Consider the following 26997-nt stretch of genomic DNA (forward strand, 5'->3'; position numbering starts at 1 on the left):
TTAAATTTTTATTTTAAAGCTCTTCAAATGCGTCTATATCTCTCCAATCAATCCATGTTGTTCCTTCATCTTTCTCACCATCGGTTTCAAACACCCGAATGAAAACAGACGTATCATTAAACTTTTCCACTGTACCTCTATACCTTGTAAATCCATTGTCCTCATCGTAATGTGTGATTTCGTATTTCTTTCCTAATTCCAATTGTTTAAAAATCAAATCTCTTACTTTCATCTATAACTACCCCTTTTTCTGTAAAATTCAAAGTGTAATACAATAACGCTTTTGTTTAATTCGTATTAATTTTTTTCAAATTCCGATTCATCTGTACGACTAACTCGCCAATGATTTTCATAGATTCTTCTGCGCTTATTTCTTTTTCTAAATATTTTAGGTTCGTTTTTGCGACACAACCTATAAATTTAAGGTAATTCATTGCTTTCGTATCTTTTAAATTCATACTTTGTCACTCTCCCATCAAATAACGCTTTTGTTATATTTCTAAATTTATGTTACTCGTCTTCTTTATTTGAGTTATAGTAATCTACTGCAAGCTTCTTCATTCTATCCAAAGACCCACAAAAATCTTTTAACATATCTTCATCATAAAAACATTCAGCGTGGTCAATATCTCCTGCAATTGAATAACCTAAGTCAATTATTTCCCCTCTTAATTCAAGGTTCTTTTTCATTTCATCTGTCATAAACTATTCACTCCGTTTCTTACAAAATTCAAAATCTATTACATTAACTACTTTATCAGAATGAACACGCAACATTAACCAGGTCACTTACCCCACGAATAAAGTATTTCACTACATTCATGACTCAAACCTTTAGATAATTCTCGAAGTTCTTTCACTTCTTCTTTTGTTAGATTTTGATATTTCTCTGTAAGCTCATTAACTCTTTTGAAAACATCTTTGAGTTCCAATTCGTACACTCCTTTTTCTCTTTTTAATTTTCTTCTTTTATTTCACATTCTTTACATGATATTTTAAATATTATCTTCTTCAACTTGACTCAAATCTCCATATATGGTTGCACATTTGTCACACTCTGAACACATAAGACCTGTAGTAGGCATTCTGTCTCCTATTTTCTTTAATAAACTTCAATTTTATTTAGTTCTGTTTCTTACCGCAATTACAGCAGTAAATAGACTTATAATCTTGTGCTAATTTATATCCTCTTTCACATTTTGATTTACAACATAAAGACAATGGTAAATCCTCGTGTGTCCCCTTTTTGATTGGCATACTCTTTCACCTACTTTTCTATGAAATTCAAATTCAATTAACTTAATAACAACTCTTCTTCTAATCTTTCTAACTCTAAATTCATAATTCCAATGTCCTGTTGTAATCTTCTATACTTTCTTACTGATTTGTATTTTTTACACAACTTATTTTGTTGATTACGTTGCTTTTCAATTTCGTTTTTTAGATACTCTATTCTTTCTAACACTTTTTCCTCACTCACAAAAATCACCTGGTTCTCTTTAAAATTTAAATAATATTTTAAATCTCTTCTATAAAAGTACCCTATTAATAGCTATTTTGTTATTTATCATCAGTCAAATTACCAAGTTCTTTTATTGCACCCAAATACGACTTGATAATTGCCATTGCATGTTCTTCATTTGGTACATTCGCTAATTTTATATAGCACTTATCTTGATAAGTTATTACAAACTCACCTTCAAAATCCCATTCTTCATCTTTCTCAATTTCCCTATATATTGAATAACTATCTCCATCTCTACCTTCTATTAAATAGTTTGGCGGTTTAATACTTAATCCTTTTAAATTTGCTTCAGGTGATACAATCACTTTTTTATTTACTGTATTCATGATTCATTCCTCCATTTTTAATAAAATTTGAATTGTATTAGACTCTGCAAAATAATGATTTCATTAAGAAAACCTATTTATTCCTTTTAACTGATTGTTTTCTAATTCCAGTTCACGTATTTTTTGTTGCAATTTTTTAATTGTGTTTATAGCCATTAAAGATGTATCTTTAACTTCTTTTTCGTATTCTTCATATTCTTCGACACTCATTAATTCAGTGTTTAAATTCTCTCTTAAATATAAATTCCATAGTTCCGAAAAAGTTTTATCAACCCTCAATTAATGCACCTACTTTTATAAAAAAATTCAAAACTTATTACATTTCAATATACTTATAATACTTTCCTAATTGATAATCGAATCGCCAACCATCTTCCATGATTTTTGAATGGTCATTCTTATACTTCGAATGATTTAATAAAACTGTTGGTGAAAACATTATTCTGTCCCAATTAAATAATTCTTTCATTTTTTAATTCTCCTTTTCTACCAAACTCAAATTGTAATACAATAACGCTTTAGTAATTTTTCTTGCTTAATTTCCTTATACTCAACGTCAGTTATTATTAAAGAAACACATTCATTACACCCAACAGTTCCGTCTCTCATTTGAAACCAATAATAATCATTTTTGCATTTACAACCACGCTCTGTTGCTATCTTAAACATCTCTCTTTTCTTTTTAGATGCCACCATAATCCCCTCATTTTCTTATTAAAGTACAAGTTCATCTCCTATTTTAAATAGTAACCAAATTTTAAATCTTGAATATCTACTTGCTTTTCTTCGCCATTAGCTAATCTAACCTTTAATGCTGTATCAATACCGTAATCTTTATTTTTTATTCGTTTTACAATCTCTACTTTTTCACCATTAAGCATAGGACGATTCGAACTCAAAAGTTGTGAGTTAAATTCAATAATATAATTATCTTGAACTTCTGCATTTATATCGCAAATTTTTACATCAATTTTATTTTCCTCTACAATAAGGGATATCAGATACTCTTTAACCTTTTCCGCTATTTCTAAACTAAACCAGTGAAAACCCTCATCACACTTTCGACCTAACTGTGAAGAAAATGCCATAGGCTTATCATCAAAGAAATACATTATGTAACCTACATAACTATCTGTGCAATACCAGTTACCAATCCAGTACGCTGTTATTCTATCTTGTTCTACCCAATCTAAATCAACATTTAGCTCCCTTGCTAACTCTTCAATGTTTACAGAGGCTCTGTTTTTGTCTGACTTGTCAACTCTATTTGCAATATCAATTAGTTTCACTTGTATCTCTCCTTTTTATAAATTTCAAATTGATATTATTTAATTATGATTCTTTTAATTGGTCCTTACTATTCTTCCTTTATGGTCTTTACCAACTGCATAACTTTTCCTACATTTAAAACAGAATAAATCTTCACCTTTTTCTTGACCTTTGATAAGTAACGGACCACTCATACTCGGATGACCCTTTACCGTAATTCCTGTAACCGCATATATGTAACCTCTAAAACTTAGTGATTGTCCACAATCACATTTTGGTTTTTCATATTTATCCATTCCAACACCCCTGTTATTTTAGATTGTATTGCAATAATGCCTATGAATTAAATTAACTGTACTTAACAACTTTTCATCCAGTCGTCTTTAACCAAATAATCTAAATCAATAGATTGGTCAACTGAGTATGTTTCTTCAAAAAGGTTGAATTTACAATACAAATAATCACCTTTTGTTCCTTGATTCATTCCATTAAAATCTGCATCTACAAACAAGTGAATAATTATGTACCCACCTACACATTCACCATCTAAGTTGTGGTAATATCCTTTTTGAACAACATCAGCTAAGTCACCAAACACAGTAGATACGATAAACTCAATCTCTTTTAAATTCCGTTTGCCTTTGTAGTAACGCATCGCACCTTCTTCATCATTGTATCGCCACCTATATTCATCACGAAAATACTTATTTATTACATTCTTTAAATATGTAAACATGCTTGAATTAATTGTTAAAGACACTTGAATCACCTACTTTTCTATAAAATAAAGAATCTATTATCATAAATATTTTGTTAGGTTCTCTCTTATTTACGTTCAAAGAATGATAAAAATTCACTGTAGCTGAAATGCTCGAATGCTCCCGTATCATTTCTTACAGCTATACCAACTTCCTCTGATGTTCTAAACATCTTGAAGTCCTCGTAATTAAACCAATATTCTTTGTCAGTACTAAACCCTTTTGAGTTTTCCTTTGGTACGACGTACATCCATTTTCTAATATCTATTAATAAATTGATTGAATCCTGTAAAACATCTAAAGTACTACTCATATCCTTACTCCTTTCTAAAAAATTAAAGTCCATTTCACGTAAAAATAAATTAATATAAACAAGTGAAATATTATTGACCCGTAGGTGTTGAAAAATCAAATAACCATGTTACAACGTCTTATCTGTCATTATTTCCTCTAATAATTCCCTGTTGGCTTCTCCCAAATCTAATCCTGTATTCAAAACAGAAATTCCTTGAATCTCTGCCAATAATTCATGTAAAATATCATCCTCATCAATCTTATGTGGTTCACCTTTAAATGCAGATTTCTTTAAAAGAGTAGCAATAAATGTTTTTAGTTTAAAGTTAATACACCCATTCTCACATAAGGTTTCATAAACATCTAATACCATATGTAAAACATTTTGCATCCCTACATCCTCTAAACCTAAACCGTACAATTTAGCAGTAAACAACTTTATATCCTTTTTGTAATCAATACGTTTAAAATGTCCTTTTGTATATAAAATAAGTTGTTTTTCCCAATAATGAAGTTCCATTTTTATCCCTACTTTTCTATGTAATTAAAAACATTACCCTGTCGCACGTTCTAATTGCTCAATCGCTCTTTCTAAACTTTTCAATTCCTCTTCATGCATAAGTATTGCTCATTTTCTTCTCTTTTCAGAAGTGTAAATAAATCCATCTTTAATCTCTTCTATTTTATTTTCTAACAATTGTTTTTCCCGATTGAGTACAAATAGAGCGTAATGATATTCTGTTATGTTCATTGAATCGTCTCCTTGTTTTTCTCAAAAGCATAAAACTAATCTAATACTTCCATTACTGCCTTCAAATATTCTTTATAATTGACTGAAGTAACTTCAGTCCCTTTTACATATTCCTCATGATTAACTCCAAAGAACCATCTATCTCCTACCCACTGACTGCCAGAAAAGTTATTTGTACCAAAAACGTCATGAGGTTTAAAAGGACAAATGTCTTCAATTTGTTCAATTAGTCCCTTTATTTCTTTATAATATTTAGAACGCTTTTTAAAAGGATAAAAGTCTTTTTCTTTTGGATTCTTTAAAATCTCATCTTTAAATAGTTCATAAGCTTCCGTTCCCATTCGAACCCCAAAGAAATCCGCGTGATAAAATACGAATCCTTTATTCGTTCCATATTTCTCTTTAAAAGACTTAAAAAACTGATTTATATCATGTTTTCTTTTCATTGCAGATTTATACCAGTCACTATCTTTACTCACCTCATAAATTGGTGCATCTAATGTTTCCATGATTCATTCCCCTTTAATTTTTCTATATGTTTTTAACGCTTTTGTTTAAATCTTAAATTCCAAAGGGCATCCATTATGACCATGGTATTTATGTGCATTATAAAACCAGATAGAATTCTTGAAGTCATTGATTATGTCTATTAAATGTTCTTCGGTAACTGAATATTTTTCGGCTACCTCCGATATATTAACTTTCTCGCCATGCATAGCCCGACATAAGCAAACTTTACCTACATTTATAATTAATTTAGAATTCACTTCATTAACCTCACTTTTCTACAAAATTCAAATTGTAATACAATAACGCTTTGGTTATAAATTCCGATTATTACTTACGTTTAATGTAACAATACAGGTATCCATCCTTCTCTAATGACACAACTTCTTCACTAACTTTTTGAAAATCATTAAATTCAATAGCATCTTCTTTACTTCCGAATTTAGCTTTATTATTTTCTACACCTGCATAGAATTTTCCATTGTGAGATATAACATATTTATTTGACATAGTACCTTCTCCTTTTGTAATAAAATTCAAAATGTATCACAATAATTATTTTGTTTCGTTTTTTGCGTTCATTTCTTTTTCTTCTTCAACACGTTTTCGATTACACCAATAGCAAAGATTCGGGCCTTTATGACTCATTGATGGTCTATATAAAGTTTTAACTGGCTTGCTACATTTCGGACATTCTTGTTTATCATATTTCACGATTTTGTTCCCCTCTCAAATGATTATTTTGCTATTAATCACTCACCAAATTCCTTCTCCCAAGCTTCGTCAAACTTCCTTGTCCATTCATCATCTATAAAAGATAATTTTTCTGCAATTTCCTTGGCTGTAAATTCTTTATCTTCTCTCAAAGATACACGACCTTTATATATTCCAATTACATGTTCATTCATTAGTTGATTTGCTTCCGACTGACTAAAAACTTCCGTTCCCGTTAAACCCATCTTTGATAAGTATTTTGTTACCAAATCAATCATTTTCGAAGCCCTCGTATCCAACATCTTCTTTTTTACAAGCAATCTTTATATACCACTTACCATGTAGTAACATGTCAAATAGAATATAATCGGGTGCAACATCTGTTGTTTCTATAAAAAAGCAATCGTCTTCCGTCAAACACATTAAATCTTTTTTACCCAAATGATTTTTAATTTCAGGCACAGTGATTTCTTTCCAATTGAAACCGTATTTTTTTCATCATCATAAATACCACCTTTACTCATTAATTAAAAAACATATGATTCATATACTTTAATCAATTTACAATCCGACCATTCAGCAACTTCACCATTTAAACGTTCAATTAAATAACATTCATTCTTTTGTTTATCCTGAAATCTTTTTCGTAAATACCCCACCCGATTGATAGCAGAAACATGACTTGATAAAGTCACAGTAACTAAGTCATCAATCTCTACTTTCTCCATATTCTTCCTTTGTTCTTCTGACTTATGAGTTCCACCACTATAAGCATGTTTATATGCCATTCTTGCATTTGCATCTATAATTTCAGCGACTTGTTCGACCTTCATCCCATCTTCATTCCTTTTACAGACGTTTTTTATTTGTTGGATTCTATTGTTACTACACCAAACACAGAACAAGACTTCTTCTTAAGAATATTTTTTCCATCTAAACTTTTGAAATCGTCCCATGTATCTTCTTTACATTCAATAATTTCCCCATTCTCATCCATCAACTTTAATTTCCATGTATACTCGAACCAAGAACCGTGATAATGATATACATTTATTTTTTTTGCTGATAAAACTTTATAAATAATACCTTCTTTCAAGTTACTCATCCTTTCTCATGCTTTGAATCATGAACCCTCATATTCTTTAAAACTTCTTCTATTTCATTTTTAAGTTGGGGATACACCAGTCCATCCCCAAAACTTGAAGCTTTGCGGATACTTAGTATCAGCTCCATGTAATCGTCTGCATTACGAGATGACTTCTCGAATTTCTCAATGCCTTCTCTAAACTCCTCTTTTTTTCGTTCTCTGCTACGCATACTCTCACCTCAAAAATTAGCTTTATTTATGCAACTGCTACAACACAATCTGCTTCACATGTATCAAAAACTTGTTCTTTCAATTCACTATGTAATTGTAACCAAGCTGTTGTTTCATTTATGGATTGTACTGGATGTTCAATACCATTTTCATTACCAAATAGATATACGTTGAATTTAACATCCAACAGTTCCCATCCTTGCTGAATCAATTCATCTTTTCGATTCAGGTCACTATATAATTCTCTTAAAGTTTCAATCGTAACGTCACTTTTGAAAATCAAAGTTCCTTCGTTTAATTGTAAACAAAACGTATCTACATCTTTTTTTCTATTTGCAAATGCAACTGCATGTTCAAACGTATCATCTTTCATTACTGAAACAGGCTCTAACAGAACAACCTTTTCACCATTTTCAATCCATCGGTCTGTTACGACTACCATAATTACTCCTCCTCAAATTAACGCATTTTAATAACTGCATTTTTCCCTTGTGCAACTTTAAATAGAAAACTATCTAATTGACTAAAACTTTGTAATAATGGACTACCACCATCATCTGAAATGTCTGTAACCGAACAAATTTGTGACTGATATTCAGAATCACCTGGTAGTGGATTATTAGGAAGTTCATAATAATAATGAGGTTGATGCTCTACTAATAGTGCCTTGATGTCTTCTGTATTTTCTACATATGCAAGATATTGGTCATTGGAAATAACATTTTCTTGCATTAACTGAAATTCTTTGCCGTTAAACATAAATTCATCATGTTTCACTTCAACTAAAAACAAGTCTCTCACCTTATACAACTCCCTTGTAATGTCGTTAAGTTTCTTTACTAATTATTTTCATTAACTATAGTATATGACATGATTATTAATTTGTAAATTTTATTTTACTTGAAATGAAATAAAAAAAGCATCTTCCTTAGAAAATGCCTGTCATTCCTTCATTTCATATTCATTTAAAATATTCTGCATGTCTTCATGACCAATAATCAAATTGCTTTCTGTTGCATAGTGTTGCATTCCCTTTTGAATAAACCCCTTATCTAATACAATTTCCTTACAAATCGTTTCAAATCCTTCTACTACGTCACAATTCACCATATTATAATCAATGGCCGCCATAATAAATCCTACTTGAAAGCTAAGTTGTTCTCTTTCCGATGCATTTACGGTTTTAGTCTCCATTTAGATACTCCCTTTCTGGATTAATTTTTTAATTAAATAATTTTTTCTAATTGATTTATATCAAAGGATTCATGTTTCTGTCCCAAAAGAATAGCTTCAGAAGAATAGTAGACACCTTTTGATTTACTTCGTTTTCATAGAAAGAATGTTTAAAGAAAGTTGGAATATCTTCTTTTTTCTCTACATACTGAACAAAGCTTGCTCTATGGAACGAAATTTGATTGTCTTTCCCATATGTCATAAGTAATACTTCCAGTCTATCTTTATAGGTTTCATTCATCCATTGTTGAAATTCCCCTGACCCGTAGTCCACTTTAGAAACTACAATTTTGAATGGTAATAGATTTAGTCTCTCTTCTAATCTACTAATAGTAAAGAACGCATAAGCATGTGCCTGATAAAAATGTTGCAGTTTACATTCTTCTTTATCACAAAGATTTGTTCCACACACAAATTGATTTGTCTCCGCGCAATCATGTGTAGCTTGTTCTCCACAAACTGAACAAGTTATCTCTTTATGTTCCTTACAGTATGTTTGTCCTTTTTCATTTTCTTCCTTACAAGTACCAATCCACGCCTTATTGAATTTACACATCTCACAATCTCTCCTATTCAAAAATATTTAGTCAACTACTTTGTAAGACCCTCCCGTAATACCCCAGCCATATACTGTGATTCCATAATCCTTACCTGATTCATGCCTTCAGAATATGTATCCGCTAATAATTTAGCTACTTTACAAGCACTTTTAAAACTCTCTCTATGAGTAAGGGGCTCTTTTATTCCATCCTTGCATTTATAGATTTGAAAATATTTATCTTTCTTTTTCTCCACTTTATAGAAAACATCTCCCGCATAAAATCTCATCGTTTCTTTCTCCATCCTCTTCCCTCCTTCTCCTACTAAGTTATGAAGATAACTTTACGATTGCCAAATAGTCAATGGCATTCCTTCTAAAACTGAATCATCCAACTCATAATAGAAATCATTATCTTCCTTATCTTTTCAATGGGCTTAATAAATTCATAGTATACTGTCTATTCCAAAGGTATTCACCTACGATTCGTATTTCAACTTGATTATCAGTTGTATATTTGACACTTGATATTTCTCTGACAATCACGTCTTTACCATCTGGTGCATCTATCACACACCCTAAATCAATTCCAAATTCAAGTTCTTTTAGCAATAGACTAAATGTAATAAAATTAGATTCCATTTGTATTCCTCTATTTCACTTATTTAATATATTCATTTTCTGTTAAATTTCATGTAACTCTCCAATATATGCTTTAACTGATTCTATATAAGATACTTGATTATCTCTTTCGAAAGAAGCCTCTATCCGTTCTATTTGTATACTTGGGAACCTTTCTTCTAAAAGGTTTATTAGTAATTTCTTATTCTCATCATTATCTGCTAATTGTAATTCGTTACCTTCCTTTATAAGAACGAATCCTTTATCACATAGTTGTTGAATTTTATCTACGGCCTCTTTTTTATCTGACACTGGCTTTCTGCTAAATATTCTGCTACACCGATTCAAACTAAAAGCAAACTTCACATTCAATCCACCATAATCAGTGAAAGTCATTTCAGAAATATAATTAAATCCAAGTTCTCTCCACCAGTCTTTAATTGTATTGGTTAATGAATGAAGTTGCTCCTTCAAGCCATCAATTGGCTTCATTTCAGCCATCTGTTGTTTTAATTCTCTAATACGTAAATTTGCATTTCTAAGGTCTGCACTTCGTCTCTCTCTTTCCTTCGCTAAATTAGATTCATAGTTTGTTGCTTTCGCTACATCTGAAACGTATCTTTCTGATAAAGAGATAAACAGAGCCTTCGCTTCTTCCGTTAGCTTATCTTGAGATAACAATTCGTGCATTTGATGTGCCGAGAAACATAAATCTTTTAATCCTTTTAAAGCAATTTCCCTATCATCTTCATTTAAAACTACTAACTTTTTTTGTTCTTCCATCTTTCATTCCTCTTTTCCGTTCAATACTGATTTTGTTAAGGCATTAATCGCCAACAATGCAGACTCACAGATAGCCATTTGTACAGTTTCACAGACAGCACTCACTTCAATGTCACCTAATTTAAAATAGCATTTTGTTTTTAAAGAACCTTCTTCTGGTGTAGTTAACGAGAAGTTGAAATGATAATCCTTTCGCATTTTCTCAATTACTAACCAGGCATCCTGTAGCTTCTTAGTTGGTTTAAATACATTTAGATTATCTTTTTCAAGGATTCCAACATCGTCTATATCTCTTCCCTCACAGAAAATACCTGTATCAAAAAATTCACTTCCATCAGGTGCAGTCTCTACTTTCCATCCCATTACCTGCTCCGCAATTAAAATATGCAACTCTCTGTTTTTCATTTTGCATTCTCCTTCTCTACCAAATAACGAATTTTTAAATTCCTTTAAGCTCTACAAATTTGATTTCATTATAAGGAATAACCACATTAGCAGAAACGTAATTCCCTTTTCTATTAAAATTAACTTTCTTAAATGCATTAAAAACTTCCATCGTTGTTTCATCATCCTCATAATCAATTACCGAAAATCATCCATGCTTCAAATGAATTACTACTTGCATTTAGAACCCTCCATTTCTGTTTAAAATTCAAAATCATAAATTAATAAACTTCATTTTCTCCTCGTGCAACTCATCTATTACACATTCCAATAAATATATTTGTCTATTCATTGGGGATACCTTTATACGCAGTTCGCTTAATTCTTTTCTTTTTTCTTTAATCTCTTTATCAAGTTCCTCTCTATTCGTATAAATGCTTTTTATGTTAATATCCGCCTTATAATCTGGATATTCAGAAAGATTCATCAAGTTATCCTCAGATATAAGAATATATTTTATCTCATTCTTCTCAACAATTTCTCCATTCCAATGACCATTACAGACATGAAATTTCGTTCCCACAGGTAATGTACTCATTATGGTAGGTGTTCCACCATATGGTCCTTCTTCTACCTTTGTATCCTCGAATTTCATTTCTTTTTCTAATGATTCTTCAATGACCTTAATTGATTCTTGGATACCTTTTATTTCCCCTTCGAAAAAACTTTTATCGTCAACAGTTTTGCAGGAATCAATTGACTTTTTTATCTCTGCCTCTTTCTTCTTTAATATCTCTAATACTTCCTTCATATCTTTCTTCTCCTTACTGTTTATATAAAACCTTAGAGATGAACTTTCTACTCACTTACTTCCTTTAAAACTCTCTCTGTAGGCATATATGGAGCCAAAGTCTCCATCATGACTGCTATGTTTGATGCTTTGTCTTTATCCCACGTTTCAAGTAATCGCAATAAGGACATTACATAAGACATTACAGCTTCTTTACTTGTAATTTGAATTACAACCGATTCAGGCGTAAGCTCTTTTGCTTCTTTATCATTAAGAAACGCAATACCAACAGGTATATTTTCTTCGCCCGTATAAACATTCGTTGTATAAACAGTTCCTTCTCCTAATACAATCAATGTACTTCCATTATCTAATTCGGTAATCATGTTCAGTCCCCCATGCTTATTTTTTATAAAACATATAATCTGCTTCTTTAATGTCTTTTATTTCATCGTAGCATCCATATAAATCAAATTGATGTTCATGTGTTTTTCTTTCTTTCGAATAAACAGAATCCGTAATAAACTTGTCTACTTCATCATAAAATGCATCAAATTCTTCATCAGTCATGTTAGGATTTACAACAATCCCAATATCATATCTTGGATAACAACTTATTCCCTTTTCGTTTCTATCAACAACACCAATTGCAACGATTTCTTTGAACTTATTTGGCAGTTTTTTAAAGAAATCAAACGCATACTTTTTATCAGTCTCAACGTTACCTTTATGAATTTCTTCCTCTTTTATGAATTCTTCATATTTTTCATGTACAAACTTTTCCTGACCTTCTTTATCATTTTTAAAATTCTTCAATACATCTCCATATGTCAAAGAATCTACAAAATACAATTTAGGATTCTCTTCAATATTTTTAACTTGATTCAAAAAATCACCCACATCATTATCAAAGCTTACATAGGTTCTGCTTGGCTTAAACTTATCAATTAACTTCTTATGTTCACCAAACACAACATAAGAATCATTCTGAAGTAACCAAATCGCATATATCCAATTAGGAGTTTCTTTTAAAGTGAAATGGCATACCGAACGGAGCCCCATATCAAAAACAAAATATCCGTTTAAAAACAGTTTCGTATCTACCGTGAATATTTCTTGAATTATAGACAACAATTTTTCATGACGTTGCGTGTTTACTCGTTTCGCTGTTTTAAGTTTCATTCTTTTATTCATTGCTTATATCCCCTTTCTTTTCGTTTTTGAAATATGATAAGTATCTTTTTCTAACATAGATTTTCGAACGTAGTATCCTTTATTTATTAGATAATTCAGTGGCGTTTCATCTATTAATCTTGACTCTCTGAATTCCACAATGTAATCATTCGTACATGCATTTATGTCTATCTTTATTCCGAACAGTAAACGTAAAGCTATTTCTCGAAGTGAATTATTTAATTCCAATAATTCTACATGCTTATCAAACTGTTCTACAGTTATGACTTCAGATAACTCTGTACATCCGTCAAAATCATAGACAATTTCTACATAATTCTCTACAATGTTTACTTCAAACACCTGGGCAATTAAATATCTATCCATAGGCATTTCTTTTTCTACACATCCTAAAGGTAGAAGCACAAGTTCCCCCTCATATTTATCCTTTGCCATTTTTAATAGGTCTGTTATCTTCTTTCTCATTCCTGATAAATACATATTTATCCACTCCACTTCTCCTATCATTCATTAAAAAAGAAATTTACTATAACTACAGTCTGCACATTCCTTGAAGAAGATACCTTTCATATTTTCATGAGGACAGAGTAATTCCAACTGCCTAAATGCCATTTTCACTTCATCATCTGCTAAACGGTATGCATGTAGTTTTTCAGCTCTGTTCCTCTCAGCATCTTCATATCTTTGTTTTGCAAGTTGAAATGCATTATCTACTGAATCCGTCTTCTTGTAAAATTGCTTCTGTTTTCATGGATTTCAAAGTTATAGTTCCCATCTTAAACGTTAATTTTTCATTAACTATAGTAAATTAATATTGTCATTCTACTACATATTTGTTCCCGCTTCAATATTTTAGTAAATTTTATTTTACAAATAAAAAAGAAGCGAATGAGCTTGTCATTCACTTCTAATCTGATTTACATCTTTTTATCGTGTATTTCATCTTCTTCTTTGTCATTATCAATATCTGATAAAAATATTTTTTCGAAAATAGAAAGCAGACCAATTAACATTTCAACAACTACAAAAATAATGAATAAAGGAAACCCTATTAAGCCACCTATTGCATATACCATACTTGCAAATCTATGTCCTGCTATTGATTGTATGTTCTCAAACATCTTAGCCAATCCTAAGTACATATTTTCTTCTTCATTCACATCATTCTCTATTTCCTGTGCATGATACGCTTTCTTTAAAAGGTAATGCATAAACAACATACCTACTCCCACATAAATAGATACAAAAAAAGAAGCATATACTGGACTCATAAATATTACCTACTTTCAAAAAACACTTTAAAATGAATCTATCTGTATTTCTATTATAACAAACATGTTATAATAAAAATGAAAAGAGTCCATAGGGTCACTTCAGTTTCTCTAAGGAAGAGAAAGGATTTCTAAGGTAGTTGCGGATGCCTTAGAAAAATAACCGCTCACTGGTAGGGCGGTTATTTTCATTTTATAAAACAATCATATCATTCAATTCTTTATTTTCAACTTCCTCTTATAATATAAACACTTATTGCATAACATAAATAATTTTTACTATTTATGTAAGTTGCCTTCTTGACGGAAAAATCATGTAAGTTGCCCTTTTAATGGCAACTTTTTATATTTCAAATTCAACTTCAGCAATCATAAATATATGCATGTATTTATAGAATACTACTATTTACTCCATTCATCTGGAATCCGTGGCATTGATTTCCCTGCATATGCATCCCAATACCAAAAATCATATGTATCTTTTAAATTATTCATAAGCTGTATTTTTTTCTCTCTATCTATTAGATACTCCTCTGTATTTACCCCAAACACTTCTCCTACAATTTTTTTAGTAGAATCAATAATAAAATCCGCTTTGTAATCATTAAACTCCAATAACCCCTCAAATGGCTTGTAAAATGGAATACCTTTATTAGTCATTTCTTCATATACCTCTATTTCATGGCTACTTTCTGAAAACAAACCATACTTATTTACTTTAAATAAACTAAATTCCCCCAAGTATAATACCTCCGAGTTTAGTTTTTTACGATACACGAATCCACTAATAATCATAGTTCCGTTTATAACTCGTTCATTTTTTAATTTGTCGTCAAGAACATCCTTTTCTACAAAGAAAAAATGTTTTTGGCCAAAATTGTCTACACATTGAATCTTAACTCCATATTCTTTCTCTTCATAATCTATATAATTCATATAGATGAACAAGCTATCCTTTTTAGGATGCAATGTTTTTACTTTTGATTTCTTAAACCATAAATCACCTAAAAATTGCTTTTTACTTGATATCTGTATTTTACTACTCATTGTAAATATCTTTTTCCCAAACTCTTCTATACTCACTTTTTCTTTTGCTTGAAAATATCTGTATTTCTTCCAAGTCATCAGATTTAATCTTGTACAAAACCCTCTTATTGTTACTTTACCTTCAACTTTTTGTGTTGAAGCATTATTTCCCATATTAGATGTAGTACCAATCCTATCATCTACAAGAATTGTTTCCTTTTTATTCTCTGGAATTAAACCACCAAGATTTGCAGTGTAAACTATTTTACCATCTTGCATCTCTTCTCCCCAACCACTTTTATAATCAATTGGTTGATAATCATGATGTTTATAACAGTCTATATCATGAACTGCCCTATTTACGGCATTATATATTTTTAAATCTGAACTGATTTTTTGTTCTATATCCTCTTTCCCACAACAACAAAACATAAGAATGTTATTGTTCTCTCTTAATTTCTTTTTCTCTTTATCTGTTATAGTGGCATAGGAATACACTTTTATTACTCTTTTTGTTAAAATATCTACCACCTTAAATGACCCATTCATTTATACATCATCTCCTCATATGTCTTTGATTATGTAAAATTACCGTCAACTTGCTTATCAAACATAAAAATCCATTAAATGCCTATTATTAATAAGTATAACAGACTAAACAGAAAAGTTTAAAAACACTCAATACAAAACATATCCTTTCTTAATACTTATATATCAAAAGATTTTTAAGACTCCTTTATAAAAAAATAAAAAGTAGTCAAAAAGACCACTTTTAAAAGTGTAATCGCCAAGATACTCTTATATTAAGAATAACAAACACTATAAAACAAAAGAAAGAAAAAGTAACAAAAACCCCTCCGAAACATAAACCTATATACAAAACATTTTAAAATTCCATTTATAAAAAAAACAATTAAAATAAAAAAGCAGTCATATAGACTACTTATACAAGTAACGTTGCAAGTACACCAATAATAAGGAATGGTCCAAATGCAAACATATCATCTTTTTTACTTTTCTTAAAAATCATTAACCCTATAGCGAATATAGATGCTGTAAAGAATGCATACATCAATAGTTGAGGGATTTGATTATAATGAAAGAACAATCCAATAGCTCCCATAAACTTAATATCTCCTCCACCTAAAGCACCTGTTAATAGCGCCAAGAGTAAAAACCCTACAAACAGAGATATAGCTGTTATTACATAAGGAATAGGGGTATCTATCCTCCATACTACAAGATAAACAATACTTAACAGGAATACCACTACATTTAATCCATCAGGCAAATCTTGATACTTGAAATCTATCACGAATAATGCTGTAAGAATAATAGATAAAATCATTAACAGCCATGCATAAGAAATGAATCCAAACTTCATATAGATAAGCACATAAAAGAGACCATTTAAAATTGCACTCATTACATATTCTTTTTTATTAAAACTATATTTTTCATATACTTTACTTACACTCCATAACATGCAAGCTCCAACTAACATCCCCAATAATCCAATCACTATAAAAATCATTTCTATTTTACACCTCCATAAATAAAAAAGCACCGCATCATACGGTACCTTATTCATTACAATTATATTTTTTATAAAAACTATAGTCAACAAAACTTAGAACTGAGCTTGACTGACTGCTACCTTTCTCATTGTCACTTCATTAAACGTGAAGAACAATCCTTTTACAGGTATTTCAGCATAAATAATTACACTTGTTTTATTTATTTTTACGTTATCAATTGGTGTTTGAACTGTCTCAATTCCCTTTGGATTGTTAACAACATATGTTTTTATATTTGGCTTTTTAGAAACAATGCTCCCTTTTAAAGGCATATAATTGTCATCTAAAGATAAGTCATTTTTTATAATTCTCTTTATCATAGCATCTGCAACCTGCTTATCTACTTCTAATACACCTTCTGATATTTTTTGGTCATTTAAAAGTGTAATAGCAGATGAACTTGCATTATCCAAAGTATTTTTAATTTTTCTACTTGAATCTAAGTAATGTGGTACATCTATAGATAGAAACATAATTAATGGTAATAATACGGAAATAATAAGGATGACATATACGGAAGTCACACCTTTTTTATTCTTAATGAGATTACATATCTTCTTCAATTGTTACCACCTCTCTGACATTACAGTTTCTTTAAAAATGTAAACATTACTTGATTTATCTTTATAATTAAAAAATGCAAATGCTCCTAACAGCCCTTGTTTATTCGCAGGTAATGTAACAGTAATTTCAATAGGGTCTTTGCTATCTTTTTTTATGTAATTCAAGCCTTCTCCATTAATAGGCGTAACACCAATACAATTTAATCCACCTGTATATGTTTTAGCTATTACCTTTACATCCTCCCGTTTATATCCCTTTTCTTGCATTTTCTTATAGAATATTTCTAAATCACTATTAATCGGTTCTGATTGCTGATTTGTTAGTCCCCCCTGCACCTTTGCTTTCTGTGCAAGAAGATGTACTTCTTTTTCCAATGTTAGTTTTGGATACATATAACTAATAAATCCTATCCCTAAAAATACAACGATTAAAATTGCAGACATACTTACAACTGCTTCAATGGAAACGAATCCTCTTATTCGTCTTAAAATATTCATCATGTACGAACCTCCCTTATTTGATTAAAAAGTTTATGTTATATAATATAATTTTTTATAATATTTTATTTTATATTTATACTCTACTAATCTTTATAAATAATTTTTTATAACAAAAAAACTATAGATATAATATCTATAGTTTTTAAAATATAATGTTAAATTATTTACCAGTGCTTGGGTCTACTACTTTATACTGATTTGTTGCAGTATCAATATTCGTCATCGCTTTATCTGTAACTGTATTTCCTTTGTTTTGGAATAAGATTACGGTTGCTACACCTAAGCCAATAATTAAACCTGCTACGATAATCGTTTCAATTGATACATATCCTTTAGAATTCTTTACTTTGTTTAACATTTTTTTCATTTTTGCATTCCCCCATTTTTCTTTTTAGTTTATTTTTTATTTTCAGCTCCTCTAATCTCGCATAAGCTGTTACCCTTATTACAAGACGACCTTACGGAAGGGTCTTTCTTCTATACGTTATTTTTGAAGTAGTTTTTACCTTATTGTTTTGCACTTGGGTCTACTACTTTATATTGACTTGTTGCAGTATCAATATTTGTCATTGCTTTATCTGTAACTGTATTTCCTTTGTTTTGGAATAAGATTACTGTCGCTACACCTAATCCAATGATTAAACCTGCCACGATAATCGTTTCAATTGATACATACCCCTTAGAGTTTTTAATTTTTTTTAGTACATTTTTCATTCAACATCCCTCCAATTCACTTTTTATTATTATAGATAGATTCATCTATGTTATTCGCTCAAACCATTTAATACTTGTTTGACCTTGACGAATCTTTGTTTTCTTGAATCATATTATCTTATATGCTCTTATTTACTTAAATATTCAGTTGTGGTGTTTCACTACATGTCTAATGCCTTTCTAAAGCTATTAACAACTATAGGATTTGGCATATAATATGAGTCTAAAAGTATCTCTTCTTCTAACCTTTTATTCTTTAAAATCATAGCAATACCCAACATAATCCCCGCACTACGGCTTTGACCTGCATTACAATGCACAACAACTTCATCAAATTGATTTTGAGATATTAATTCAATAACATTATTGGCCATATCTTCATTGAATAAGATAAATCGTTCTTTTTGTGGTAGATTTTCTCTAATGTCATGAAAATAGAGTTCTGTGACAGAAGAAAAATCACTTTCGTTTTTCAAACGGTAAGGTATCCCCACCTTTTTATATTCTGGTTCTAACACTCGGATTAAACAAGAATGCTTTCCAATTGGCTTATAGCATCTGATGTCATAATCGTTTAATATTTTATATTTCAATCCTTATGCCACCTCCCTAATCTCTACATTTTTATCTTTTCATTCTATACAACGATAAGACGAAATATTCTTTCGTTTTTATCTATTGAATCTAACACAATTAACAGTCTTGAATTCATTATTTTATATGACAAAAAAGCTTGTACTCAGTAAGTACAAGCTTTTTCCTATGATATATTTTATTGCAACCTAATTTTTCTCGTCTTCACTCTTAGTTTTTTCATGAGCTTTTTGCTCTGTTTCTTTTAAAATGTTCTCAAAATGTTCCTTTTTGTTCTCTTCCACATACTTAATTATTTCTTTGAATTCCATATTTCACACTCCTTATATAATATTTACCCTATATTCTTACTCACATATTAATTGATTATAGTTCCTTTTCTTTTTATTACCATCTTTATGTAATCATATACGAATAATAAAATTGCAAACACTACACTTTTCATCCCCAACGATAACCATTCACTTCTTCCACTTGGAACTTCATACATAATAATATATCCTATTATAAACCCTAAACTGCACAGAAAAGCACCTAAAATACCCAACATAATTCTTTTCATTCTGTAAATCACCCCCACTTAATGCTATTCGATTGCTGTATTCTCTTTAAAAATACATTTCAATAAAACCTTATATAAAGATTATACATTTTCATTATCAATAAAAAAAGAATGAAATTTTTCATTCTCTTTATCAAATAAGTTTTTCTTATGGTCCCGCAGGAGAATCCAGTAACGAACTTCCATACATTGCGATTGGAATAAGACCTAATAAAATAACCGCTAAAAACGGAATGAATAAAGATGCTTGAGAGTACACAAGATTGGATAAATCCTTGCTTCTCTTCAGATTATTCGTGTGTTCGATAATCTCTTGCATATTATTCTCCAATGATTGAATCCCATCTTCTCGTGAATACTCATTGAACTCAGATAAGATACGAATTGTATCCATGAATTTTGTTCCTGCGAACGATTCTTCTAAATATCTAAATCCTTCTTTTTTATCACGAACATAAATGCGATATCCTACCTCAAAAATACTCTTATATCTCGTTTTTGTTTTTGCTAATGAATATAGCACCTCATTAATGGGTCTTTTTGAGCGAAGCATTAAGATAATAAATAATTGCAGAATTGGTAAGTCTTTTAAAAACGAAAATTTATTCTTTTTTGCTTTTCGCTTTAACCAAAACTTAGGAACTAAACATAATAGTAGTAAGATTGCTCCCACAATAAATTTAAACTTAATTACACCATCAGGACTTTTCATTGTTTCTGTTAAATCAATGTTGAATAAAAGGCTTACTAAAAACGTGATATTATCCATGAGCATAACTAATATGAAAAACACTACTAAAGACATCATTAAAATAGCTATTTGTAGCGTTGTGAACACTCGATAGTTCATTTTTTTTGAGACATTCGCTTCCATAATTAAACGGTTAATATCTTTTACTTTTTTATCATTTGAATCTGTTTGGATAAACCATTTAAAAGGTACTGCAAATGATAAGATATGCAATGTGTTGGACCAGTCATTCATAAACGGCTTTTCCATTACCCTCTTTTGAGATGTTAGAAAATGTAGTCCAATCAAAGCAAATGCAATCAGTAACGGAAGAATATAAAGATTATGCATGAAACCAACAACTCCTTTCAAATGAGTAAAAAGATATACAGTGTATCCCTTCTACTCATCATTTACTTTTTTCACCCTTGTCATTTTAATATTTAACATAATCGTTCCCAATACAGCTCCATAGCCTAATAAGAAACAAATTAGACCTAAGAAAGAACTAAAGAAGAATTCTCTTCCTTTGGGGTTTAAAACAATATTTAGTAGTCCCGCTCCTGAAGCTAATACGGCAATAAAATAGTTAATTGCCACAGAATATTTCGCATCTGTTACACGAGATTTTTTCAATCTATTTTCTTTTTCTAAGATATTTCTTAAATGACGAAGATTTTCAATTGTTGTAGTCTTACTCGCATCTTCCATATAGCTGATAAGCGTAAAGACCAAGCTATTAATCCATACGTTGTCGTACTCTTCACCAAATTGTAAAAGTACCGTTTCTGCATCTCCTGAAATCATTTTACGAGAGATGTTTTCTAATATTTCTCGTAAAGGATTATCACATGAACGAGCTGTTTCATAGATGATACTTTTCATATCTCCATATTTTGAAGAAACTCGAATAATATGGTCAATTGCAGATGGTAATTGTTCTTCAATTTGCTCCATTAAATCTACCGCTAACATTTTTATGATTTTGTTTGCTATATAAAGTAGAAATAAAGGAATCACAATAGCAAGAAAATACTGCTTCACAACAATAAATCCAATCAGAATGCAAGCATTCACACCTAAAAATGCATAATAATAGATGTCTAATAACCCTTCTTTTCCTTTTTCTATTAAAAAGAATTCTAAGTTTTGATAAAATTGCTTAAATAAACTAACTCGATTTAAAAAGACATCTTCAGCTTTTTTCTTTTTTGTTTTTCCATGTAATTTATCTCTCATGCGTTTTTCATTTATTAAATTTAAAATAACCATCGCACAGATAACAACGGATATAATCAAAATCCCATTTATAATAACTGGTAAGACTTTATCCATTGTAAAGATATTAGATAATTGATTTTTTAAACCACTCATATTTAAATCTGGTAATTGGAACAAGTGAAATACCTCCCTTCTAAATATTGCAAGCCGTAAAAAACGGCTTACAAGTCTTTCATTTCTGACATTGGAATGCCCCATTCATTTAATCTGCTTTTCAAAGCATCTGACATACGATTTTCTGTTCTTTTATACTTTCCTACTAATGGGTCTTCTGGGTCAAAGTCCCATTCGTACAGACAGTTCATTTTCGCAAATTCATTTTTATCATTTGTTACGATTTCTGAAATAGATTTAATACGAATATCACGACCAACTTTTCTCATCATGATAATAATATCTATCGCTTTACATAATTTATTTCGAATTTGAACGGTACTTTCGTTGCCTACATCAGGAGAGGACATATACATATCCACACACATATCTAAAAATGAATAATCATCTAATGCATGAGCTGTAAACATATTTCCCCTTGTCTTTAAGTTGGCTTCGTACAATTGCTTGAACTCCCCACCACGACTTTCAGGGATGATTACTCTGTCTGCTGTAGTACGTAATGATGTACGTAGAAGCTTTTCGAATGTAAAATCTTTTTCTTCATCTACGTTGAAAATAACAACATCGTGACCTTTCAACACACGTTCTACATCCGTTTCTGCTACAGACGCAATAACAACTTTTCTTTCGATTTTTTCAGTGTACGTTAATGCATAGTTGATAAATGTTGTTTTACCTGTTCCCATTGGTCCACCAATCCCGATATTTGCTTTCCCACGAACTAAAACATCCATTAATCTATCTATAAAATCATCAACTGTTCCACTTTTCTTCATCATATTCAAGTTAGGAACAAAGTTCGTAAATTTACGGATGTTTAAGATATAGTTTTGACAGGCATCAGGAATAATGATGTTTACCCTGTCTTGATTTGGTCTGGTTGCTTCGACAATCGCATTTTCAACAGCATTTAATTCCTTTTTATTGAATTCAATTACTCTATTAAACACATTTATCAATTCATTTAACGTTTCAAACTCTCTATCATATTCGTATTTGACTCCTTTTTTAATGTAGTAAATACGAGATTTAAAATGCGGAAACGTACAAGCGTTCACCATAATCTCACCCATATCAGGGTCATCATCTAATTCTTGCAGAACACCCATCCCATACAAATCAGCAAACAGTCGATACGAGATTTTTTCTACATCTGACTTATCCACTTCATCTGAAGTAATCAATGTTTTTCTAATCTTACTCATGATATATTTTCTTGCATTTTCATCAATCGTTGATTTCTTTAATAGCTCTGTATGTTTTTCTATTTCTTTCGTGGTACCCCCTGGGCTCTCCATTTCAAGTTGAATCTTATCTTTTAATCTTCGATATATGACCTCTTCTTCTGGAAGGGTTTCATCTTGTACATCAGATACATATAAATCTACAATTTCTTCATCCGTAAACCCATCCATTTCATCCTTATAGACAAATTTTACGTTACCGTATCGTCTATCCAGTGATAATAAACCTGTTTCATACACATCAAATCGTACAATCAGAGCATTACACATATCTTGTACTTCTAAAAATCGAAATGTTTTTCCCACACTATGTTTTAGTTCTATAATTTTAAATGCTTCTTCATTATCACGAATTACCATTGGTATTTTTACGTTATTCATGTACATTCACCTCTTTTACTCTATCGCTTCAATAATTGGGGTATACTCATGCTGTTTTTTATTCGAAAACAGTTTGCTTGTCGCTCCAAATTTAAACAGGTTTTGATTATCAACATTTGATTCGTTGTAGAAGATAGTACCAATCACGCTTAAATTGTTCTCTCCTACACACCTACTAAAATCAATATTTGAATGTTCATTAAACATGTTAAATAGTAACTTTACAGATACATGATTCTGTTTAAAATGTGTAACTGTTCGAACAGCAGTTGGAAGAGCTTCTAAATTATTAAAATTATTTCTTCCAATTAATAGGATTTCATCTCCATGGAATAAAGAGTTGGTTGTTCCTGCATTATCAATATCTGGTGAAACTGTTACAACGATAAAGTCATACATAGCACGTAACAAATCAATCATTTTTTCAACATGCTTTTTCTCAATTAAATTGTAATTCTTCAGTAATTTCGTACCTTTTAATAAATCCACTTTATTTTTCAAGGAAATCATATTCTCTTTAAATAGCTCTTCATTTAAGAAATCCCCATCAATTTTTTCAATTAAATTATCAATTCCATGAATCTTATCTTCCATCGAAAAATTAGCACATAAATAAGGAACCTTTACATCGAAATCCACTAATGCTACTTTTTTATCAGGGTATTTTTGTTTATAATAATGAGCAATGCTTGTAGCTGTATATTTCATTCCATTTCCATATAAAATTGGGTAACATACTATCATTTTGCTTGTATTCTCTTTGTTCACTTCTCTCCAACTCCCCTCTTATTTTGCAGGAACAGTGATATTTTCTCCTGACTTGAATGTTTCTTTGTTACCATTTAATTTACTGATTGTTTCTTTGTCCGTTTTGAACTTAATTGTTAAACCATCTAATGTGTCACCTTCTTGTACTTCATAACTAATTACAGACATATTGTTTTTCTTTTCTTCATTTGAAGCTCCTTTTGCTACCTCACTGTTTGGGTTATATCTCCCCTCAGAACTAATCTCTGACGTATCTAAGCTCATCATTTTTGAGATAATAATTTTCCCTTTTGATTGAGCATCGTAATACTGCTTCACTTCATCTTCTGTTAATTGAAGGTAATACTCTGATTTAGATGCTTGCGTTGCTTCAGGTGCTTGTGCAGAAACTTCTATTTTTTTATTTGCAAATAATGTCTGCACTTCTGATTGTTCTGAATGCTTATTCGTTAGTAACACAAAGACTTTTACGTTATCTGAATTCTTTATGTCTGGCATAAATTCTGATTGAATTTTTATTTTTAGCATTTCATTTGTGTTTTCTTTTTTCGATTCTAAACGTTGTGTTGCAATAGGTTCACCCTTTAACAAACCACCCTTTAATTGAGCTCCTTTAATTTGACTAATATCTGTCACATAGCCTTTTAAAAGACCACCCTTGGCAATATGAACAGGTGTAAACATACTTTCATTTACTTCTGTTTTTGCTTGAATATCCTCTTTTGCGACATAAATAGTTGTTCCAACTTTTTCTTGTTGATTTGCGAGATAGAAGTTCTGATATCCAAACATTAAAATAGCGAGTGTTGTTAAACCCCCTACCGCATATAACATTTTTTTGTTTTTTTGACTATCCAATCTGCCACACCTCCTATGTTTTTCTCTGCATTTAGCATATATTAAATATCAACATAGGTAACCACTATTTCGGCTCTATGCTGTTCGACCTTCGTCATTATTATATTGACTATAGTTATCACATAAAATGAATGACGAGGATAAAACGAAATAAGATATTTTTCATCTTTTACTTTATTCAATTTTGATTTATCTTATAATTCGAAAGGAGTTGATATCCATGAAGAAAACAAAATATTCACTAACTGCCTCACTTAGCTTGCTAATTCCCTTTCTTTTTTGTATGCCAGTACATGCAGAAGATACACCAAAGTCGGAATTAGATGTGCAATACATGAAACAAAATGAAGAACATGCTCTCATTCAGGTAAATACAACAGGATTAAATGCAATTCGTCTTCCAGATGGAAACATTATTCACCAACAAAAGATAGATTACATTACCTCGCGAAATGGGAATTATGGATTCTCTGACGTGGCTAAAAGTCCAGAAAAAATGGAAAACAGCGTAAACATAGCAGATTTAAGAAAAGAACTATTAGTTACAAATAAAACACAAGTAAAATTGAAGTTAAAAACACAGGATTTACTTTCTGGAAATCATGAAATGCGTTTTAAAAATGACAATGGAAATTGGTCTGTGTTTGAGCCTTTTAAACAAGATAAAGATTGGAATCTTTTAGATGAGGAAGGGATACGAACTGTTTCTGTACAATACAAAGACTTAGCAGGAAACATTTCAGATGATGTTTTTGATAGAATCTTTTTAGACAAGTCTGGACCAGAGACTTCCTTTCAAATTAATAACGGAAGCACTTATACAAACACGGAGAATGTGACGCTCTCTATTACAGCAAAGGATAACTATTCTTATCCTTCTAAGATGTATATTAGTGTAGATGGTACCAATTGGATTGAAAAACCATTTAGTGAAAAACTGCCATTCACCTTACCTTTAGGCGATGGTAAAAAAGATGTATATGTGAAAGTAGCAGATGCACTTGGAAATGTCAGTAAAGTGGTCAAACAAACGATTGTTTTAGATAAAACAGTTCCTTATGGCTCTATTGCTATCAATAATGGCGCTCAAATTGTTCCTTCTAAAAAGGTAGATTTATCAATTACATTAGGGGATAAATTATCTGGAATAAATAAGGTGAAAATTATAGATGGAGATAAAGAATATGTACTACCTACTGTTCCAAAAGACAAGATTACTATTCCTTGGGAACTAAGTGAAAAATCTAATGGCCAAGTTACATTAGTATTAGTAGATAATGCAGGAAATGTGGCAAGAATCGAAAGTAATCAAGTTATGTTAGCAACTTTAAATATTACTGGATTCGAATTGTTGAACGTTGTAAATCCTTCACAAACTACATTTAAACCAATCAAATGGGCTTTTGAACCACAGAAAATGATGGCAGGAGGCAATATCGAGTTTGCAATTTACTATGATTTATATCGAGATGAAAGAATCAAATCATCACGTATTGAGGGTAAATATGCAATTGATATTGTTGGGGATAGTGGTTACCATTACACATCTTCTAATCAATATGTGAATGAGCTACCTCTTCCTGAAAAAGGATTTAGCCTGAATACATTAATTCCAGAAAATGCACCAAGAAACGCAAAAGTGTATGTATCTTCTCATTTAAAAGCAACGTTACAAACTGACAAAGGAGAGGTTGTATTAGAGGATAGTTTCCCTGATAAAAACGGGAAAGCACACATTGGTATTGTTGATGGCTTCATTAAAGATAGAATCAAGTTCAATGAAATTAGATAACAAAAAAGCTACA

51 protein-coding genes are annotated in these 26997 nt (G+C 30.7%); 1 reads left to right on the plus strand and 50 read right to left on the minus strand.

Annotated features, from left to right (window positions below):
- Positions 1–13: 13 nt before the first annotated feature.
- From MHB52_RS32125 to MHB52_RS32370, 50 genes are all read right to left on the minus strand, one after another.
- On the minus strand, positions 14–232 hold the full coding sequence (locus tag MHB52_RS32125; protein WP_061662407.1) for a hypothetical protein: 219 nt from the start codon (positions 230–232) through the stop codon (positions 14–16).
- A 55-nt stretch (positions 233–287) separates the two neighbouring features.
- Positions 288–458 (minus strand): hypothetical protein, encoded by a 171-nt coding sequence (locus tag MHB52_RS32130; RefSeq protein WP_154698614.1) that lies wholly within the window; start codon positions 456–458, stop codon positions 288–290.
- A 52-nt stretch (positions 459–510) separates the two neighbouring features.
- The gene (locus tag MHB52_RS32135) at positions 511–702 is read right to left on the minus strand and encodes a hypothetical protein (RefSeq protein WP_061662406.1); all 192 of its coding nucleotides are present in this window, start codon (positions 700–702) and stop codon (positions 511–513) included.
- An 83-nt stretch (positions 703–785) separates the two neighbouring features.
- Entirely contained in the window at positions 786–932 is a 147-nt protein-coding gene (locus MHB52_RS32140) for a hypothetical protein (protein WP_154698613.1), read from the minus strand.
- A 362-nt stretch (positions 933–1294) separates the two neighbouring features.
- The gene (locus tag MHB52_RS32145) at positions 1295–1489 is read right to left on the minus strand and encodes a hypothetical protein (RefSeq protein WP_340768753.1); all 195 of its coding nucleotides are present in this window, start codon (positions 1487–1489) and stop codon (positions 1295–1297) included.
- A gap of 71 nt (positions 1490–1560) precedes the next feature.
- Positions 1561–1851, minus strand: a complete 291-nt coding sequence (locus tag MHB52_RS32150) for a hypothetical protein (protein WP_061662404.1) — start codon at positions 1849–1851, stop codon at positions 1561–1563.
- 63 nt (positions 1852–1914) lie between these two features.
- Positions 1915–2130, minus strand: a complete 216-nt coding sequence (locus MHB52_RS32155) for a hypothetical protein (protein ID WP_001261789.1) — start codon at positions 2128–2130, stop codon at positions 1915–1917.
- 37 nt (positions 2131–2167) lie between these two features.
- Positions 2168–2320, minus strand: coding sequence for a hypothetical protein (locus MHB52_RS32160; RefSeq protein ID WP_172796978.1), 153 nt, complete (start codon positions 2318–2320; stop codon positions 2168–2170).
- A 26-nt stretch (positions 2321–2346) separates the two neighbouring features.
- Positions 2347–2547, minus strand: coding sequence for a hypothetical protein (locus MHB52_RS32165; protein WP_061662403.1), 201 nt, complete (start codon positions 2545–2547; stop codon positions 2347–2349).
- A 38-nt stretch (positions 2548–2585) separates the two neighbouring features.
- On the minus strand, positions 2586–3140 hold the full coding sequence (locus MHB52_RS32170) for a hypothetical protein (RefSeq protein WP_061662402.1): 555 nt from the start codon (positions 3138–3140) through the stop codon (positions 2586–2588).
- A gap of 54 nt (positions 3141–3194) precedes the next feature.
- A complete protein-coding gene (locus MHB52_RS32175; RefSeq protein WP_061662401.1) occupies positions 3195–3416 on the minus strand; it encodes a hypothetical protein in 222 nt (73 codons plus the stop codon).
- Between the two features lie 62 nt (positions 3417–3478).
- Positions 3479–3880, minus strand: a complete 402-nt coding sequence (locus MHB52_RS32180) for a hypothetical protein (protein ID WP_242306374.1) — start codon at positions 3878–3880, stop codon at positions 3479–3481.
- A gap of 65 nt (positions 3881–3945) precedes the next feature.
- Complete coding sequence (locus MHB52_RS32185) at positions 3946–4191, minus strand: hypothetical protein (RefSeq protein ID WP_000099431.1); 246 nt, start codon at positions 4189–4191, stop codon at positions 3946–3948.
- A 108-nt stretch (positions 4192–4299) separates the two neighbouring features.
- Entirely contained in the window at positions 4300–4692 is a 393-nt protein-coding gene (locus MHB52_RS32190; protein WP_061662399.1) for a hypothetical protein, read from the minus strand.
- Between the two features lie 108 nt (positions 4693–4800).
- On the minus strand, positions 4801–4923 hold the full coding sequence (locus tag MHB52_RS32195; protein WP_277996092.1) for a hypothetical protein: 123 nt from the start codon (positions 4921–4923) through the stop codon (positions 4801–4803).
- Positions 4924–4958: 35 nt separating this feature from the next.
- Positions 4959–5432 carry a hypothetical protein gene (locus tag MHB52_RS32200; protein ID WP_061662398.1) on the minus strand — a complete coding sequence of 158 codons (474 nt, stop codon included), beginning with the start codon at positions 5430–5432 and terminating at the stop codon, positions 4959–4961.
- Positions 5433–5760: 328 nt separating this feature from the next.
- Positions 5761–5940: a hypothetical protein gene (locus MHB52_RS32205; RefSeq protein WP_061662396.1), complete on the minus strand. Its 180-nt coding sequence runs from the start codon at positions 5938–5940 to the stop codon at positions 5761–5763.
- A gap of 45 nt (positions 5941–5985) precedes the next feature.
- Entirely contained in the window at positions 5986–6144 is a 159-nt protein-coding gene (locus MHB52_RS32210) for a hypothetical protein (RefSeq protein ID WP_172796977.1), read from the minus strand.
- 38 nt (positions 6145–6182) lie between these two features.
- Positions 6183–6422 carry a hypothetical protein gene (locus tag MHB52_RS32215; RefSeq protein ID WP_061662395.1) on the minus strand — a complete coding sequence of 80 codons (240 nt, stop codon included), beginning with the start codon at positions 6420–6422 and terminating at the stop codon, positions 6183–6185.
- Positions 6415–6606 carry a hypothetical protein gene (locus tag MHB52_RS32220; protein WP_061662394.1) on the minus strand — a complete coding sequence of 64 codons (192 nt, stop codon included), beginning with the start codon at positions 6604–6606 and terminating at the stop codon, positions 6415–6417. The genes MHB52_RS32215 and MHB52_RS32220 overlap by 8 nt, the downstream gene beginning before the upstream one ends.
- 65 nt (positions 6607–6671) lie before the next feature.
- The gene (locus MHB52_RS32225; RefSeq protein ID WP_061662393.1) at positions 6672–6977 is read right to left on the minus strand and encodes a hypothetical protein; all 306 of its coding nucleotides are present in this window, start codon (positions 6975–6977) and stop codon (positions 6672–6674) included.
- Positions 6978–7006: 29 nt separating this feature from the next.
- Positions 7007–7249, minus strand: coding sequence for a hypothetical protein (locus MHB52_RS32230; RefSeq protein WP_061662392.1), 243 nt, complete (start codon positions 7247–7249; stop codon positions 7007–7009).
- Positions 7246–7461, minus strand: coding sequence for a hypothetical protein (locus tag MHB52_RS32235; protein ID WP_061662391.1), 216 nt, complete (start codon positions 7459–7461; stop codon positions 7246–7248). The genes MHB52_RS32230 and MHB52_RS32235 overlap by 4 nt, the downstream gene beginning before the upstream one ends.
- A gap of 26 nt (positions 7462–7487) precedes the next feature.
- Positions 7488–7904: a hypothetical protein gene (locus tag MHB52_RS32240; protein ID WP_061662390.1), complete on the minus strand. Its 417-nt coding sequence runs from the start codon at positions 7902–7904 to the stop codon at positions 7488–7490.
- 17 nt (positions 7905–7921) lie between these two features.
- A complete protein-coding gene (locus MHB52_RS32245) occupies positions 7922–8263 on the minus strand; it encodes a hypothetical protein (protein WP_061662389.1) in 342 nt (113 codons plus the stop codon).
- Between the two features lie 141 nt (positions 8264–8404).
- Positions 8405–8656, minus strand: a complete 252-nt coding sequence (locus MHB52_RS32250) for a hypothetical protein (protein ID WP_061662388.1) — start codon at positions 8654–8656, stop codon at positions 8405–8407.
- A 55-nt stretch (positions 8657–8711) separates the two neighbouring features.
- Positions 8712–9251 (minus strand): hypothetical protein, encoded by a 540-nt coding sequence (locus MHB52_RS32255; protein WP_253703091.1) that lies wholly within the window; start codon positions 9249–9251, stop codon positions 8712–8714.
- Between the two features lie 35 nt (positions 9252–9286).
- Positions 9287–9538: a hypothetical protein gene (locus MHB52_RS32260; RefSeq protein ID WP_253703089.1), complete on the minus strand. Its 252-nt coding sequence runs from the start codon at positions 9536–9538 to the stop codon at positions 9287–9289.
- Positions 9539–9653: 115 nt separating this feature from the next.
- A complete protein-coding gene (locus MHB52_RS32265) occupies positions 9654–9875 on the minus strand; it encodes a hypothetical protein (RefSeq protein WP_061662387.1) in 222 nt (73 codons plus the stop codon).
- Between the two features lie 42 nt (positions 9876–9917).
- Positions 9918–10637: a hypothetical protein gene (locus MHB52_RS32270; RefSeq protein ID WP_061662386.1), complete on the minus strand. Its 720-nt coding sequence runs from the start codon at positions 10635–10637 to the stop codon at positions 9918–9920.
- 3 nt (positions 10638–10640) lie between these two features.
- Positions 10641–11042, minus strand: a complete 402-nt coding sequence (locus tag MHB52_RS32275; RefSeq protein ID WP_061662385.1) for a BC1872 family protein — start codon at positions 11040–11042, stop codon at positions 10641–10643.
- A 253-nt stretch (positions 11043–11295) separates the two neighbouring features.
- Positions 11296–11832 (minus strand): hypothetical protein, encoded by a 537-nt coding sequence (locus tag MHB52_RS32280; protein WP_061662384.1) that lies wholly within the window; start codon positions 11830–11832, stop codon positions 11296–11298.
- Between the two features lie 47 nt (positions 11833–11879).
- Positions 11880–12197 carry a hypothetical protein gene (locus MHB52_RS32285; protein WP_061662383.1) on the minus strand — a complete coding sequence of 106 codons (318 nt, stop codon included), beginning with the start codon at positions 12195–12197 and terminating at the stop codon, positions 11880–11882.
- A gap of 16 nt (positions 12198–12213) precedes the next feature.
- Positions 12214–13005, minus strand: coding sequence for a hypothetical protein (locus MHB52_RS32290; RefSeq protein ID WP_061662382.1), 792 nt, complete (start codon positions 13003–13005; stop codon positions 12214–12216).
- A gap of 3 nt (positions 13006–13008) precedes the next feature.
- Positions 13009–13485, minus strand: a complete 477-nt coding sequence (locus MHB52_RS32295; RefSeq protein ID WP_340768777.1) for a hypothetical protein — start codon at positions 13483–13485, stop codon at positions 13009–13011.
- Positions 13486–13922: 437 nt separating this feature from the next.
- Entirely contained in the window at positions 13923–14276 is a 354-nt protein-coding gene (locus MHB52_RS32300) for a hypothetical protein (RefSeq protein ID WP_061662380.1), read from the minus strand.
- A gap of 402 nt (positions 14277–14678) precedes the next feature.
- On the minus strand, positions 14679–15851 hold the full coding sequence (locus MHB52_RS32305; RefSeq protein WP_061662379.1) for a hypothetical protein: 1173 nt from the start codon (positions 15849–15851) through the stop codon (positions 14679–14681).
- A gap of 394 nt (positions 15852–16245) precedes the next feature.
- Positions 16246–16836 (minus strand): prepilin peptidase, encoded by a 591-nt coding sequence (locus MHB52_RS32310; RefSeq protein WP_242298942.1) that lies wholly within the window; start codon positions 16834–16836, stop codon positions 16246–16248.
- 96 nt (positions 16837–16932) lie between these two features.
- Positions 16933–17442, minus strand: a complete 510-nt coding sequence (locus tag MHB52_RS32315; protein WP_242298943.1) for a cobalt ABC transporter permease — start codon at positions 17440–17442, stop codon at positions 16933–16935.
- Positions 17443–17445: 3 nt separating this feature from the next.
- Positions 17446–17943, minus strand: coding sequence for a hypothetical protein (locus tag MHB52_RS32320; RefSeq protein WP_242298944.1), 498 nt, complete (start codon positions 17941–17943; stop codon positions 17446–17448).
- A gap of 160 nt (positions 17944–18103) precedes the next feature.
- Positions 18104–18310: a hypothetical protein gene (locus MHB52_RS32325; RefSeq protein WP_061662378.1), complete on the minus strand. Its 207-nt coding sequence runs from the start codon at positions 18308–18310 to the stop codon at positions 18104–18106.
- Between the two features lie 140 nt (positions 18311–18450).
- Complete coding sequence (locus tag MHB52_RS32330) at positions 18451–18657, minus strand: hypothetical protein (protein WP_061662377.1); 207 nt, start codon at positions 18655–18657, stop codon at positions 18451–18453.
- A 161-nt stretch (positions 18658–18818) separates the two neighbouring features.
- The gene (locus tag MHB52_RS32335; protein WP_061662376.1) at positions 18819–19250 is read right to left on the minus strand and encodes a dual specificity protein phosphatase family protein; all 432 of its coding nucleotides are present in this window, start codon (positions 19248–19250) and stop codon (positions 18819–18821) included.
- Between the two features lie 189 nt (positions 19251–19439).
- Complete coding sequence (locus tag MHB52_RS32340; RefSeq protein ID WP_277996091.1) at positions 19440–19562, minus strand: hypothetical protein; 123 nt, start codon at positions 19560–19562, stop codon at positions 19440–19442.
- A gap of 47 nt (positions 19563–19609) precedes the next feature.
- The gene (locus MHB52_RS32345) at positions 19610–19813 is read right to left on the minus strand and encodes a hypothetical protein (RefSeq protein WP_061662375.1); all 204 of its coding nucleotides are present in this window, start codon (positions 19811–19813) and stop codon (positions 19610–19612) included.
- A 148-nt stretch (positions 19814–19961) separates the two neighbouring features.
- Positions 19962–20894, minus strand: coding sequence for a hypothetical protein (locus MHB52_RS32350; RefSeq protein WP_061662374.1), 933 nt, complete (start codon positions 20892–20894; stop codon positions 19962–19964).
- A 51-nt stretch (positions 20895–20945) separates the two neighbouring features.
- Positions 20946–21941: a type II secretion system F family protein gene (locus tag MHB52_RS32355; RefSeq protein ID WP_253703084.1), complete on the minus strand. Its 996-nt coding sequence runs from the start codon at positions 21939–21941 to the stop codon at positions 20946–20948.
- Between the two features lie 44 nt (positions 21942–21985).
- Positions 21986–23566, minus strand: a complete 1581-nt coding sequence (locus MHB52_RS32360) for an ATPase, T2SS/T4P/T4SS family (protein WP_061662373.1) — start codon at positions 23564–23566, stop codon at positions 21986–21988.
- A gap of 15 nt (positions 23567–23581) precedes the next feature.
- Complete coding sequence (locus tag MHB52_RS32365) at positions 23582–24334, minus strand: AAA family ATPase (protein WP_253703082.1); 753 nt, start codon at positions 24332–24334, stop codon at positions 23582–23584.
- 18 nt (positions 24335–24352) lie between these two features.
- Entirely contained in the window at positions 24353–25192 is an 840-nt protein-coding gene (locus MHB52_RS32370) for an SAF domain-containing protein (RefSeq protein WP_253703080.1), read from the minus strand.
- Positions 25193–25412: 220 nt separating this feature from the next.
- Here MHB52_RS32370 and MHB52_RS32375 point away from each other — a divergent pair, with 220 nt between their 5' ends.
- Positions 25413–26984 (plus strand): hypothetical protein, encoded by a 1572-nt coding sequence (locus tag MHB52_RS32375; protein WP_061662372.1) that lies wholly within the window; start codon positions 25413–25415, stop codon positions 26982–26984.
- The last annotated feature ends 13 nt before the right edge of the window (positions 26985–26997 follow it).

Origin of the sequence: Bacillus sp. FSL K6-0073, from assembly GCF_038006085.1 — a bacterium.
In the GTDB taxonomy this organism is placed as follows: domain Bacteria; phylum Bacillota; class Bacilli; order Bacillales; family Bacillaceae_G; genus Bacillus_A; species Bacillus_A cereus.